The sequence below is a fragment of the Micromonospora sp. HUAS YX12 genome (genome assembly GCF_040215685.1).
Lineage (GTDB): Bacteria > Actinomycetota > Actinomycetes > Mycobacteriales > Micromonosporaceae > Micromonospora > Micromonospora tulbaghiae.
In genome coordinates, this window is the sequence record NZ_CP157974.1 from 630,376 (window position 1) to 643,581 (window position 13,206).

The window sequence follows — 13,206 nt, forward strand, 5'->3', positions numbered from 1 at the left end:
CGCCCGGACGCCGCCGGGCCCCGGTTCGGGACACCGGCGGCGGTCCTCGCCGAAACCGCCGCCGGCATCCACAGGTACGGCGCGCGGCGGGGAAAGGTTCGACCTCAGGCGCGGGCGTGACCGTACGCGGTCGTCCGCTTGCGGAACGGCCGGCCGGCAGCGGTGGCGATGGCCCGCAACTGCTCCTCGGTACGGGCCGAACCGTTGCCCGAGCCGGCCATCCGGGAGATCGTCTCCTCCATCAGCGTGCCGCCGAGGTCGTTGCAGCCGCCGCGCAGCATCTCCACGGTGCCCGCGTCACCGAGCTTCACCCAGGAGCACTGGATGTTGTCGATCCGGCCGTGCAGCAGCAGCCGGGCCATCGCGTGCACCGCCCGGTTCTCCCGCCAGGTCGGGCCCGGGCGGGCGATGCCGGCCAGGTAGATCGGCGCGTTGGTGTGCACGAACGGCAGCGCCACGAACTCGGTGAACCCGCCGGTACGGTCCTGCACCCCGGCCAGCACCCGGAAGTGCGCCAGCCACTGGCCCGGGTGGTCCACGTGGCCGTACATCATCGTGGAGCTGGACCGGATGCCCAGCTCGTGGGCCGTGCTCACCACGTCGACCCAGGCGGCGGCCGGCAGTTTGCCCTTGGTCAGCACCCAGCGCACGTCGTCGTCGAGGATCTCGGCGGCGGTGCCCGGGATGGTGTCCAGCCCGGCCTCGCGGAGCTGGAGCAGCCACTCCCGCACCGGCACGCCGGCCTTCGCCGCGGCGGTGACGATCTCCATCGGGGAGAACGCGTGCACGTGCATGTCCGGCACCCGCGCCTTGATCGCGCGGACGATGTCGGCGTAACCGGTCACCGGCATCTTCGGGTCGATGCCGCCCTGGAGGCAGACCTCGGTCGCTCCGGCCGCCCACGCCTCCTCGGCCCGGTCGGCCACCTGCGAAAGCGAGAGCCGGAACGCGTCGGCGTCGCTCTCCCGCTGGGCGAACGCGCAGAACCGGCAGCCCACGTAGCAGACGTTCGTGAAATTGATGTTGCGGTTGACCACGTATGTCACGTCGTCGCCGACCACGTCCCGGCGCGCGTCGTCGGCCAGCCGGCACAGCTCCTCCAGCGCCGGGCCGTCCGCGCCGAACAGCGCCAGCGCCTTGGCCTCGTGGGCCGGCGTCAGCAGCGCGGCCGGGTCGTCCGCGGCCAGCCGCAGGCCCGCACGCAGGTCGCCGTCCGGGCCACCACCCAGGGGTACGCCCGCGCGCGCCTCCGGCGCCACCTTGCCGGCCACCTCGGCCCAGTCGCCGTACACGCTGTCGAAGTCGCCCCGCCGGTCGTCGGTACGGCCGGTGACGTCGATGGTGACGTGCAGGTCGGTGCGGCCGCCGTAGCCCGACTCGGGCTCCTGCCAGGGCCGTCCCACCGGGCGGGCCGCCTCGACCGCGAGCCCGGTGGCCGGGTCGGCGAGCGCGGTGACGTGCGGCAGCAGGCGCGGGTCCAGCCACGGCTCCCCCGCCCGGACGTACTCCGGGTAGACGGTCAGCCGCTCGCGCAGCGTGAACCCGGCACTCGCGGTACGCGCCGCCAGCTCGTCCAGGTGCGGCCAGGGCCGCTCCGGGTTGACGTGGTCGGGCGTGACCGGGGAGACGCCGCCCCAGTCGTCGATGCCGGCGCGCAGCAGCAGGTCGTACTCGCCCGCGATGAGGTTCGGCGGGGCCTGGATGCGGGCCTTCGGGCCGAGCAGCACCCGGGCCACCGCCACCGTGGCGGCCAGGTCGTGCAGCTCCGCGTCGGGCATGCCGCGCATCGCGGTGTCCGGCTTGGCGCGGAAGTTCTGCACGATCACCTCCTGGAGGTGGCCGTACTCCCGCATCGCCCGGCGGATCGCGAAGATCGCGTCGACCCGCTCGGCCCGGTTCTCGCCGATGCCGATCAGGATGCCCGTGGTGAACGGCACCCCGACCCGGCCGGCGTCCTCGAGCACCCGCAGGCGTACCGCGGGTTCCTTGTCCGGCGAGCCGTAGTGCGGGCCGCCCGGTTCCGACCAGAGCCGGGTGGCGGTGGTCTCCAGCATCATGCCCATGCTCGGCGCGACCGGCTTGAGCCGCTGCAACTCCGACCAGGTGAGCACGCCCGGGTTCAGGTGGGGCAGCAGGCCGGTCTCCTCCAGCACCGCCACCGCGCAGGCGCGCAGGTAGTCCAGCGTCGAGTCGTACCCCCGCTCGTCCAGCCACCGGCGGGCCGCCGGCCACCGCTCCTCGGGCCGGTCGCCGAGCGTGAACAGCGCCTCCTTGCAGCCCTGCGCGGCGCCCTCGCGGGCGATCGCCAGCACCTCGTCACGTTCCAGGTAGGCGGCGGGCAGCCGGTGCGGCACGGTGGCGAACGTGCAGTAGTGGCAGCGGTCCCGGCAGAGCCGGGTCAGCGGGATGAAGACCTTCTTCGAGTACGTCACCACGCCCGGCCGCCCGGCGTCGCGCAGCCCGGCGTCGCGGATGTCGCCGGCGATCCGGAGCAGGTCGTCGAGCATCGGCCCGCGAGCGGCGAGCAGCGCGCCCGCCTCGCCGGCGTCGAGCGTCCGGCCGGTGGCGGCCCGCCCCAGTGCCCGGCGGATGCTCGCCTCGGTCGGTTCGGGGTCGCTGCGATCAACCATCCGCCCAGCCTAAGCGCTACCGGACGGACGGATGCCCGCCCCCGGTCGCGGCCCGGGCAACGGGACGACTCCGGTGGCCTGCCGCACAGCGGCGGGCCGAGGTGGCGGCGGGCGACGGTGGGGCGTCGCCCGCCGCGCGGGTCTCAGCGGGGCTGGTTCGGGTCCTCGCGGTCGAACCGCTGGGTGCGCTCGTCGTCGGCGGCGGGCGACGGCGCGCCCGGCTCGGCGGACTGGCGCGGGATCGCCTGCGTCGGGTCGGCCGACGGCGGCTGGGCGAACGGCGGCGCAGGCTGCGGCGAGCCGTACTGCGGCGCCTGCTGCGGGCCGGCGAACGGGACGCCGGACTGCGGCGCCGGCTGCGGACCGGCGAACGGCGGACCGGACTGCGGCGCGTGCGGCGGGGCCGTGTTGAACGGCGGCGCCGACTGCGGCTGGCCGTACGGGCCGGGCTGCTGCGGCCAGCCGGGCGGGGGCGAGCCGGCCTGCGGGTAGCCCTGGCCGGGCTGCTGCGGGTAGCCGCCCGGACCGGGGTAGCCGCCGGGCTGACCCGGCTGCTGCGGCCAGCCGGGCTGGGCCTGGCCGTACACGCCGGGCTGCGGCTTGGGCTTCGGCACGTAGTAGAGCGTGCGCCAGATCTTGAACACCACGAACGCGCCGACCGCGAAGATCGCCAGCCAGGCCGCCCGGGTCAGCAGACCGAGGAACGCGTCCAGCACCTCGCCGTCGGCGAGCCGGCCGACCAGCCAGATCAGGAACGTCAGCGCGCCGAACACGGCGGACACGGCGTACTCGGCGAGCGCCACCTGCGTGATCAGCTTGGCCTTCGGCACGACCGGGAGGACGACGGTGGCGATCAGGACCGCGAGCACCGGCAGGGCCGTCGACTCCAGGCCGATGAAGGTGAAGTACGTGCTCCCGGCCCGGCCGCTGAACGTGCTGTAGTCGTCGACCGGCACCAGCAGGCGCAGCAGGCCGACGAAGAGCAGCACGGCGTTGGCGCCGAGAAGGACGAGCGCGGCCAGTTCGCGCAACGGCTTGATCAACTGGCTGGCCTGCGTGGCGTCGCCGGACGCGGGCTCGGCGGGGCTGGTCACGGACTCCCCCAGGGGACGAAAGCGGACAGTTGCCGAAGTGAGCGTAGTCTCTCCGGCCACCGGACGATCGACGGCGACGCGTGGGGAAGGATGGACGCCATGCGCATCGTGGTACTGACCGGCGGCATCGGGGGCGCCCGTTTCCTGCTCGGCGTGCGGGCGTACGCCCGCCAGGTGGGCGCCGAGGTGACCGCCGTGGTCAACGTCGGCGACGATCTGCTGCTGCACGGACTGAAGGTCTGCCCCGACCTGGACAGCGTGCTCTACACGCTCGGCGGCGGCGCCGACCCGGAGCGCGGCTGGGGCCGGGCGGGCGAGACCTGGACGGTGAAGAACGAGCTGGCCGCGTACGGCGCGGAGCCGAGCTGGTTCGGCCTGGGCGACAAGGACATCGCCACCCATCTGGTGCGCACCCAGATGATCAACGCCGGCTACCCGCTGTCGCAGGTCACCGAGGCGCTGGCCGCCCGCTGGCAGCCGGGCGTACGGCTGCTGCCAGCCACCGACGACCGCCTGGAGACCCATGCCGTCGTCACCGACGAGCAGGGCCGGCGGGCGATCCACTTCCAGGAGTGGTGGGTTCGGCATCGGGCGGACGTACCCACCGACCGGTTCGTCTTCGTCGGCGCCGACGCGGCGAAGCCCGCGCCCGGCGTGGCCGAGGCGATCGCCGCCGCGGACGTGGTGCTGATCGCGCCGAGCAACCCGGTGGTGAGCATCGCCCCGGTGCTGGCGGTGCCGGGCCTGCGCGACGCGGTGGCCGGCGGCCCGGCCCCGGTGATCGGGGTGTCGCCGATCATCGGCGGCGCGCCGGTACGCGGCATGGCCGACCGCTGCCTGGCAGTGCTCGGCGTGGAGTGCAGCGCGGCCGGCGTGGGTGGCCTCTACGGCGCCCGGTCGGCGGGCGGGCTGCTCGACGGCTGGCTGGTCGCGCCGGAGGACGAGGGCACAGTCGTGCCGGACGTGACGGTGCGCGCGGCGCCGCTGCGGATGACCGACGAGGCGGCGACCGCCGCGATGGTGCGCGCCGCGCTGGAGCTGATGTGAGGCTGGAGATCCTGCCGGTGCCGGGCATCGGCGACGTGACCGAGGGCGACGACCTGGCGGCGCTGATCGCCGGTGCGGCGCCCTGGCTGCGCGACCACGACGTGCTCGTGGTGACCAGCAAGATCGTGTCGAAGGCGGAGGGCCGGCTGGTCGACGTGCCGGCCGACGGCCCGGAACGGCTCGCCGAGCGGGACCGGATCCTGGCCGGGGAGACCGCCCGGGTGGTGGCGACCCGGGGCGCGACCCGGATCGTGCAGACCCACCACGGGTTCGTGATGGCCACCGCCGGCATCGACGCCTCGAACGTGGACAAGACCCGGCTGGTGCTGCTGCCGGTCGACCCGGACGCGTCCGCCCGGGCGCTGCGCGCCGAATTGCGCGAGCGGTACGGCCTCGACGTCGCCGTGATCGTCAGCGACACGATGGGCCGCCCGTGGCGCAACGGGCTCACCGACGTGGCGCTCGGGGTGGCCGGCATGCCGGCCATCCGCGACCACCGGGGCGAGGTCGACCCGTACGGCAACGAGCTGTTCGTCACCCAGATGGCGGTGGTCGACGAACTGGCAGCCGCCGGTGAGCTGATCAAGGGCAAGTGCGACCAGGTGCCGGTCGCGGTGGTCCGGGGTTACCTCGCCGCGACCCGGGACGACGACGAGGGCGCCCGCACGCTCGTCCGCGACGCCTCGATGGACCTGTTCTCGCTCGGTACGGCCGAGGCGCGCGCCGCCGGCCTGCGGGCGGCGGCGACGCTGGCGGACCGGACCGGCCCCGAGCCCGCCGATCCGGCCGCGGTGCGGCGGGCGATCGACGTGGTCGCCGACGTGGTCGCCCCGGGCACCGTGTTCACCCACGTCACCGACGACGAGGTACGCGCCGGACTCGCCGCCACAGTGCCCGGCTGGCCCGCCTCGGCCACCGGTCTGCTGCTCGGCGCGGCGCCCGCCCCGGTCGATCCGGCGGACCTGGTCCGGTTCGGCGCGGACCTGCAACGCCTGCGCGCGGCGCTGGCCGCGGAGGGGATCGAATCGACGTTGCTCCCGCCCCCGTCCGGCAGCACCGCGAGCGCCACGCTGGCGCTCTGACCCGGCGGGCGACGCTCAGGCGTCGAGGACGGCCCGGCCCAGCGGGGTCAGCGTGTGCAGGACGGTGTTGCGGTCGCGCTGGCTGACCAGCAGCCCCGCGTTGCGCAGCACAGTGGTGTGCTGGCTGGCCGCGGCGGCGGAGATGCGCAGCCGGCGTGCCATCTCACCGGTCGTGCAGCCCTCGTCGGCGGCCTGGAGCACCCGGGAGCGGGTGCGCCCGAGCAGGGCGGCGAGCGCCTCGCCCTGCGGTGACGCGGCGGCGCCGGACGCGGGTGTCAGGCCGGCCAGCCGGTCGACCGGGTAGACCAGCACCGGGGGCAGGGTCGGGTCGACGAGCGCCACCGGGGTACGCGAGCAGAAGAACGACGGCACGAGCAGCAGCCCGCGGCCGTCCAGGTGCAGTTCCCGCGTGTCCGGGTAGTCGAGCACCTCCAGCACGCCCGAGACCCAGCGCATGTTCGGCCGCAGGCTGGCCAGCAGCCCTTCGGCGCCGCCGTCGAGCATCGCGCGCGCACGCCGGGCCCGGTCCGCCTCGACCGCCGCCTGCACCCGGGACCAGTACGGCGTGACCGCCAGCGACTGGTAGCGCGTCATGGCGTCGGTCAGGTGGTGCAGCGTTCCCGGTTCGCCACGGGCGAGCGCGGTGGCCGACGACGGCAGCGGGGTCTCCCCGGCGAGCAGCGTCAGGTCGCGGCGCAGCATGTCCACAGGGGTGCCCCGGACCGCGTCCAGCCCGGCCTGGAAGCCCTCCCGGCTGGCGAACGGGGTGAGGAAGTCGGGGAAGTAGCCACGCGGCGGGTTGAGCGCGAGCAGCAGGCGGTACTGCTCGGCGTCGGTGTCGGTCCGCAGGCCGTGCGCCACGGTGCGCCGCCACGTGGTCATCATCGGGTCCCGGCTGCGCCCCTGTAGCAGGTGCAGGCTGAGGACCAGCTCCCAGAGCGGGTCCGCGGCCGGGGCGACCCGGGTCCGCAGAACGTCCTCGCCCGAGAAAATGATCTTCAACATGGGTTGCTGCTCCCGTGCGGACGGCGGGGATGCCCGCCACACTCCGCACTCTACCCGCCGGTACTAATCTCCATCTTTAAGCGTCAGGTGAAAAACCTCGACGCCGGGCGGGCCGGTTCGGCAAACTCTCTGTTGCCCGCCGACGCCGGGGCGCAACGTTGACCCGGACGCCGGCTGACGGGCGTGGCCGGGTGGCACCACGAGGGTCTGCGACATCAGTCGCAGGGGTGCCGCCCGGCCCTCGCTCATCCCGATCCGGAGCGCGACACCGCGCCAGGGTACGGAGGCGGCGCTCGTAGAGTGTCCGGGTGCCCGATCTCATCCCGTACACCGAGTTGCACGCCGACGCCGTCGCGACGCTGAGCCGCTGGACGGCGACCAGCCCCGCCGCCGACGCCGCCCGGGACCGGACGCTGGCGCTGCTGGCCGACGGACCGGTGGCGATGAGCCGGCTGCACCGGGCCGGGCACGTCACGGCGAGCGCGCTGGTGCTCGACCCGGACGGCCGGGTGCTGCTCTGCCTGCACGGCAAGATCCGCAGGTGGGTGCAGCTCGGCGGGCACTGCGAGCCCGGCGACCGGACGCTGGTGGCCGCCGCGCTGCGCGAGGCCACCGAGGAGTCCGGCATCACCGGCCTGACCGTCGAGCCGGAGCCGATCGACGTGGACATCCATCAGGTCGCCTGCCAGGGCGGGTCGTTCCACTACGACGTCCGGTACGCCGTCCTGGCCCCGGCCGGAGCGATCGAGCGGGTCAGCGCGGAGTCCGAGGCGCTCGGCTGGTTCCCGCCGGACCGGCTGCCCGAGCCGCTCGCCCACGCCACCGCTCAGCTCGTGCCGCCGGCGCTCGCGGCGCTGGCCCGCCGTACGGGCGGCTGAACGAGGGCACCGCGCCGCGCCGCCGGACGCCTCCCCACGCCGGCGGCCCGGCGCGCGACCGATCAGACCAGGCCCTCCTCGCCGCGTTCCTTCAGCTCGTCCACGATCTTCTTCACGTCCTGCGCGCGGTCGCGGGGGCAGACCAGCAGCGCGTCCGGGGTGTCCACGACGATCAGGTCGTGGACACCGACGGTGGCCACGAGCCGGCCGGAGTGCGGCACCACCACGGTGCCGGTGGTGTCGTGCAGCAGCACGCCCGGCTTCGCGTCCCCGCCCAGCACCACGTTGCCGGCGCCGTCGGCGGGCAGCACCTCGCCGAGCGTGTGGAAGTCGCCCACGTCGTTCCAGCCGAAGTCGCCGGGCACCGTACCCACCCAGCCGGCCGTCGCCGCGCCCTCCATCACCGCGTAGTCGACCGAGATCCGGGGCAGCGTCGGCCAGATCCGGCCGAGCACGTCGTCCTGCTCCGGGGTGCCCCAGGCCGCCGCGATGGCGGTGATCCCGGCGTGCAGCTCGGGCTGCTGGCGGGCCAGCTCGGACAGGAAGACGTCCACCCGCCAGACGAACATGCTGGCGTTCCACAGGTGCCGGCCGGAGCGGACGTACACCTCGGCCACCTCGGCGGCCGGCTTCTCCTTGAACTCGCGTACCGGGCGGAGCGGGCCGTCCCCCACCGGCTCGCCGGTCTCCAGGTAGCCGTAGCCGGTCTCCGGGCGCGTCGGGGTGATGCCCACCGTCATCAGCAGCCCCTGCTCCGCGCCCCGGATGGCCTGCCGTACCACCTCGGCCAGCCGGGCCGGGTCGCCGATCAGGTGGTCGGCGGCGAACGAGCCCATCACCGCGTCCGGGGTCCGGCCGGCGATCACCGCAGCGGCCAGTGCGATCGCGGCGCAGGAGTCCCGCGGCGACGGCTCGACCAGGATGTTCTCCTCCGGCAGGCCAGCCAGTTGCCGAGCCACCGCCGCGGCGTGCGCGGCTCCGGTGACCACGAGCGTGCGCTCCGGCGTGGTCAGCGGCGACAACCGGTCGACAGTGGCCTGCAACAGCGAGGCGGGGGTGCCGGTCAGCGGGTGGAGGAATTTGGGATGGCCGGCACGGGACAACGGCCACAACCTCGTGCCGCTGCCGCCCGCCGGGATGACGGCGTAGAACATCAGCACATCATGCCCGAAGCGGGCGAGCCGTCACGGCCGGTCGCCCGGGACCGGCAGCCGGCGCTCAGGACCGGGCCCGTCGCCACGCCGCGATGTGGACCTCCGCGCTGGACTCCCAGGTGAACTCCTTGGCCCGGTCGAACCCGGCCTTGGCCAGGGACAGCCGCCGCTGCTCGTCGTCCAGCAGGGCGACGAGGTCGGTGGCGATCTGGTCCGGATCCTCGCTGGTGTAGGCCACCGCGTCGCCGCCCACCTCGGGCAGGGACAGGCGCGGCGTGGTGAGCACCGGGGCGGCGCACGCCATCGCCTCCAGGATCGGCAGGCCGAAGCCCTCGCCGTAGGACGGGTACGCGGCCACCAGCGCGCCGCCGAGGAAGCCGGGCAGGTCGGCGTAGCGCAGGTAACCCGGGCGCAGCAGCCGCAGGTGCGACGGAACCTCGGCCACCGCGCGGTCGATGTCGTCGTCGTGGCCCTGGCCGCCGGCCACCACCAGCGCGGGCGGGTTCGGCCGGTCGCCCACCGCCCGGGCCCAGCCGCGGATCAGGTTGGGTACGTTCTTGCGCGGCTCCTTGGCCCCCAGGAACGCGATGTAGCTGCTGTCGCCGAGACCCAGGCGGGCCCGGACGCGTGCCTTCTCCTCGTCACCCGGCGCGTGGAACGCGTCCTGGTCGACGCCGTGGTAGGCGACGTCGATCCGGGTCGGATCGGCGTCCAGCAGCCGGATCAGCTCGTCGCGGGTGGCCTTGCTCGGCACGATCACCCGGCCGGCCCGGCGCAGCGACGTCTTGATCGCGCTGCGGAAGAACGTCCGGCGCGACTTGTCGTAGTGCTCCGGCTCGGTGAAGAACGTCGCGTCGTGCACGGTGACCGTCACCGGGCAACCGGCCCGCAGCGGGCAGGTGTAGAACGGCGAGTGCAGCACCTCGGCGCCGACCTGCTGGGCCAGCAGCGGCAGGCCGGTCTGCTCCCAGGCCAGCCGCGCCGGCCGGTGCGCCACCGCCGCCGGGGCGGGGATCACCTCGGCACCGGGGAGCATCCGGGTGTAGCGCTCCAGGTCGGTGCGGAGGCTGACCACGGCCAGGTCGACGCTGGTGCCGCAGACCCGGCCCAGCGCGCCGAGCAGTCCGTCGACGTATCTACCGACGCCGCCACGGTCGGCGGGGACACTCGTGGCGTCGATGAGAACGCGGGGCGGGCGACCGGCGGTCACGGGGCGACTCCTCAGGTGGCGCAGTTGTGGGGAAGAACACTCTCGGCAAGCCTACGCCGGGCCGGGCGCAAGGCGCTGACCGCGACCCGACGGTACGCCGACTTGTCGTTGTCATCGAGTACGCACGCGGGGCGCGTATCGTTCGCGCCGATGGCCGACAACATTGCCCGGGTGTTCGCCGACGCGATCGCGCCCGACCCCACCCGACCGCTGCTGACCTGGTACGACGACTCCACCGGCGAGCGCACCGAACTCTCCGGGGCGACGCTCGCGAACTGGGTGGCGAAGACCGCGAACCTGCTCACCGACGAGGTGGGCGCCGCGCCCGGCGACGCGGCCGGGGTGCTGCTGCCGCCGCACTGGCAGACCGCGGCCGTGCTGCTCGGCTGCTGGTCGGCGAAGCTGACGGTGACCGGCACGCCGGGCCCGGTGGAGGCGCTGTTCGTGGCCGCCGACCGGGTGGACGAGGCGGCCGGGTGGCCGGCCGGCGAGCGGTACGCGCTGGCGCTCGACCCGTTCGCGCTGCCGATGCGGCAGGTGCCGGCGGGCTGCACCGACTTCGTCGCGGCGGTACGCGGACACGGCGACCACTTCACGCCGTACCCGGCGGGCGGTGAGGCGGACGCGGAGTTGCTGGCCCGCGCGGCGGCCCGTGCCGCGGAGCTGGGCCTGACTCACGGCGACCGCCTCCTGGTCGACGTGACCACTCACCCCGACCCGGTCGACTGGCTGCTCACCCCGCTCTCGGCGGGCGCCAGCGTGGTCGCGTGCGCCCACCCCGACCCGGCCCGCCTGCCCTCCCGCGCCGAAACCGAGAAGACCACCCACACCCTGACCTGAGCCCTCCCGCCCCACCTCCCCCGCGATCTTGCAGTCTCGGCCCTCGGTGCGGGGGATTCGCCCCTTCCGCCGGGGCGGAGAGTGCAAGATCAGCGAGGCGAGACGGGGTGGTCGGTGGTGGCCCGGCGCTGGGCCAGGGCGGCGAACGCCGTCAGGGACTCGGGGTTGGCCAGGGCGCCCTTGGCCGCCGCGCTGTCGACCGGGGTACCCGTCAGGATCTTCTTCACCGGGACCTCCAGCTTCTTCGCGCTGAGCGTCCTCGGCACGGCCCGGACCTGGTGGATCTCGTCCGGCACGTGCCGCGGCGACAGGGCGGTACGCAGCTCCCGGCAGATCTTGCGCCGCATCTCGTCGTCGAGTTCCAGGCCCTCGGCGAGCACCACGAACAGCAGCAGCTCACCCGCGCCGCCCTCGTCGTCCTCCAGGTGCACGACAACCGAGTCGACCACCTCGTCCAGCCCCTCGACCACGGAGTAGAACTCGGCGGTGCCGAGGCGTACGCCGCCCCGGTTGAGCGTCGCGTCGGAGCGGCCGGTGATGACGCACCCGCCGCGCTCGTTCACGGTGATCCAGTCGCCGTGGCGCCACACGCCCGGATAGACCTCGAAGTACGCCTCCCGGTAGCGCGCGCCGTCCGGGTCGTTCCAGAACCCGACCGGCATGCTCGGCATCGGCTCGGTGATCACCAGCTCGCCGAGCTGCCCGACCACCGCACTGCCGTCGGCCGAGCGGGCCTCCACCTTCGCGCCGAGCGCCCGGCAGGCGATCTCCCCGGCGTACACCGGCAGCAGCGGCACGCCGCCCACGAAGCCGGTGCACACATCCGTGCCGCCGGACAGCGACTGGAGCTGGAGGCGGTCGCTGACGTTCTCGTACACCCAGGTGAAGCCCTCGGCCGGCAGCGGCGCGCCGGTCGAGCCGAGGCCGCGCACCGCGGACAGGCCGGCGATCTCGCGCGGCACCAGCCCGGCCTTGCGGCAGGCCAGCAGGAACGGCGCGGACGTGCCGAAGTACGTGGTGCCGGTGTCGGCGGCCAGCCGCCACAGCGCGCCCAGGTCGGGGTGGCCCGGGTTGCCGTCGAACAGCACGATCGCCGCGCCCACCGCCGGGCCGGAGACCAGGAAGTTCCACATCATCCAGCCGGTCGTGGTGAACCACAGGAACCGGTCGGACGGACCCAGGTCGTGGTGCAGCGCCAGCATCTTGAGGTGTTCCAGCAGGATGCCGCCGTGACCGTGCACGATCGGCTTGGGCAGGCCGGTGGTGCCGGAGGAGTAGAGCACGTAGAGCGGGTGGTCGAAGGCGACCGGGGTGAACGTCAACGGCTCGCCGGTGTCCGCCGCCAGCTCCGCCCACGGCAGCGCGCCGTCGGGGGCCGGGCCGTCCGGATCGAGGTACGCGACGGCGACCGTGTGCCGCAGCGACGGCAGGGCGGCCCGGATCGCGGCCACCTCGGCGCGCCTGTCGACCGGCTTGTCGCCGTACCGGTAGCCGTCGACAGCGACCAGCACCGTGGGCTCGATCTGCTGCCAGCGGTCGGTGACGCTGCGGGTGCCGAACTCGGGCGCGCAGGAGGAGAAGATCGCGCCGAGGCTGGCGGTGGCGAGCAGCAGGACGTACGTCTCGGGGATGTTCGGCGCGTACGCGGCCACCCGGTCGCCCGGACCCACGCCGAGGCGGCGCAGCCCGGCGGCCACCCGGCGGACCCGCTCGCGCAGCCCGGCCGCGGTGAGCGTCTCCGGCGCGCGGGTCTGACCGTGTGCGATCACCGCCGGGTCGTCGTCGCCCAGCCCCGGCATGCGCAGCACGTTCTCGGCGTAGTTGAGCGTCGCGCCGGGGAACCAGCGGGTACCGGGCATGGCCCGGTCGGTGAGGGTGGCGCTCGGCGGGGTGTGCGCGACGACGTCGAAGTAGTCCCAGATCGAGCGCCAGAACGCGTCCAGGTCGGTCACCGACCACTGCCACAGCGCGTCGTAGCCGGCGAACTCCAGCCCGCGGTGCTCGGCCAGCCAGCGCAGGTAGTCACCGATCCGGGACCGCTCCCGCACGTCCGCCGGCGGCGTCCACAGCACGTCAGCCACTGTTCCACCCTCCCCTGGGCCCGCCACGACGGTGTGCCGGGGCCGTGGCGCCATCTTGCCCTACCTGGTGCCGCCATTGTCCGCGCCGGGTGCGGCGTACGGGGCGTGCCCCGCCCACACCCCGCACCCCCACCCCATGTGGCCCGCGTGTAAGGAAGGGCCCCCTATTAACGCCTCGTGCAGAG

10 protein-coding genes are annotated in these 13,206 nt (G+C 74.4%); 4 read left to right on the plus strand and 6 right to left on the minus strand.

Annotated features, from left to right (window positions below; all coding sequences use genetic code 11):
* Positions 1 to 104 precede the first annotated feature (104 nt).
* Together ABIH81_RS03115 and ABIH81_RS03120 are read right to left on the minus strand one after the other, a co-directional pair.
* Positions 105 to 2,630 carry a bifunctional FO biosynthesis protein CofGH gene (locus tag ABIH81_RS03115; protein ID WP_349878928.1) on the minus strand — a complete coding sequence of 842 codons (2,526 nt, stop codon included), beginning with the start codon at positions 2,628 to 2,630 and terminating at the stop codon, positions 105 to 107.
* A 143-nt stretch (positions 2,631 to 2,773) separates the two neighbouring features.
* On the minus strand, positions 2,774 to 3,724 hold the full coding sequence (locus ABIH81_RS03120) for a hypothetical protein (protein WP_349878929.1): 951 nt from the start codon (positions 3,722 to 3,724) through the stop codon (positions 2,774 to 2,776).
* A gap of 99 nt (positions 3,725 to 3,823) precedes the next feature.
* Here ABIH81_RS03120 and cofD point away from each other — a divergent pair, with 99 nt between their 5' ends.
* Both cofD and ABIH81_RS03130 read left to right on the plus strand, forming a co-directional pair.
* The gene (gene cofD, locus ABIH81_RS03125; RefSeq protein WP_349878930.1) at positions 3,824 to 4,771 is read left to right on the plus strand and encodes a 2-phospho-L-lactate transferase; all 948 of its coding nucleotides are present in this window, start codon (positions 3,824 to 3,826) and stop codon (positions 4,769 to 4,771) included.
* A complete protein-coding gene (locus ABIH81_RS03130; RefSeq protein WP_349878931.1) occupies positions 4,768 to 5,853 on the plus strand; it encodes a coenzyme F420-0:L-glutamate ligase in 1,086 nt (361 codons plus the stop codon). Before cofD ends, ABIH81_RS03130 begins: the two co-directional genes overlap by 4 nt.
* A 15-nt stretch (positions 5,854 to 5,868) precedes the next feature.
* On the opposite strand, the gene ABIH81_RS03135 is transcribed toward ABIH81_RS03130, so the two are convergent.
* Positions 5,869 to 6,858: a winged helix-turn-helix domain-containing protein gene (locus ABIH81_RS03135; RefSeq protein ID WP_349878932.1), complete on the minus strand. Its 990-nt coding sequence runs from the start codon at positions 6,856 to 6,858 to the stop codon at positions 5,869 to 5,871.
* A 308-nt stretch (positions 6,859 to 7,166) separates the two neighbouring features.
* Here ABIH81_RS03135 and ABIH81_RS03140 point away from each other — a divergent pair, with 308 nt between their 5' ends.
* Complete coding sequence (locus tag ABIH81_RS03140) at positions 7,167 to 7,736, plus strand: NUDIX domain-containing protein (protein WP_349878933.1); 570 nt, start codon at positions 7,167 to 7,169, stop codon at positions 7,734 to 7,736.
* A 62-nt stretch (positions 7,737 to 7,798) separates the two neighbouring features.
* On the opposite strand, the gene ABIH81_RS03145 is transcribed toward ABIH81_RS03140, so the two are convergent.
* Positions 7,799 to 8,890 (minus strand): sugar phosphate nucleotidyltransferase, encoded by a 1,092-nt coding sequence (locus tag ABIH81_RS03145; protein WP_349878934.1) that lies wholly within the window; start codon positions 8,888 to 8,890, stop codon positions 7,799 to 7,801.
* A gap of 64 nt (positions 8,891 to 8,954) precedes the next feature.
* Positions 8,955 to 10,100: a glycosyltransferase family 1 protein gene (locus tag ABIH81_RS03150; RefSeq protein ID WP_349878935.1), complete on the minus strand. Its 1,146-nt coding sequence runs from the start codon at positions 10,098 to 10,100 to the stop codon at positions 8,955 to 8,957.
* 150 nt (positions 10,101 to 10,250) lie between these two features.
* Between ABIH81_RS03150 and ABIH81_RS03155 the strand changes: the two genes are divergently transcribed.
* Positions 10,251 to 10,940: a TIGR03089 family protein gene (locus tag ABIH81_RS03155; protein WP_349878936.1), complete on the plus strand. Its 690-nt coding sequence runs from the start codon at positions 10,251 to 10,253 to the stop codon at positions 10,938 to 10,940.
* Between the two features lie 89 nt (positions 10,941 to 11,029).
* Here ABIH81_RS03155 and ABIH81_RS03160 read toward each other — a convergent pair whose 3' ends face one another.
* The gene (locus ABIH81_RS03160; protein WP_349878937.1) at positions 11,030 to 13,021 is read right to left on the minus strand and encodes an acetoacetate--CoA ligase; all 1,992 of its coding nucleotides are present in this window, start codon (positions 13,019 to 13,021) and stop codon (positions 11,030 to 11,032) included.
* Between the last annotated feature and the right edge of the window lie 185 nt (positions 13,022 to 13,206).

Bases quoted from the DNA above. Each gene is read 5' to 3' on its own strand.
- ABIH81_RS03115 (WP_349878928.1), bottom strand. From the start codon at position 2,630: ATGGTTGATCGCAGCGACCCCGAACCGACCGAGGCGAGCATCCGCCGG.
- cofD (WP_349878930.1), top strand. From the start codon at position 3,824: ATGCGCATCGTGGTACTGACCGGCGGCATCGGGGGCGCCCGTTTCCTG.
- ABIH81_RS03135 (WP_349878932.1), bottom strand. From the start codon at position 6,858: ATGTTGAAGATCATTTTCTCGGGCGAGGACGTTCTGCGGACCCGGGTC.
- ABIH81_RS03145 (WP_349878934.1), bottom strand. From the start codon at position 8,890: ATGTTCTACGCCGTCATCCCGGCGGGCGGCAGCGGCACGAGGTTGTGG.
- ABIH81_RS03155 (WP_349878936.1), top strand. From the start codon at position 10,251: ATGGCCGACAACATTGCCCGGGTGTTCGCCGACGCGATCGCGCCCGAC.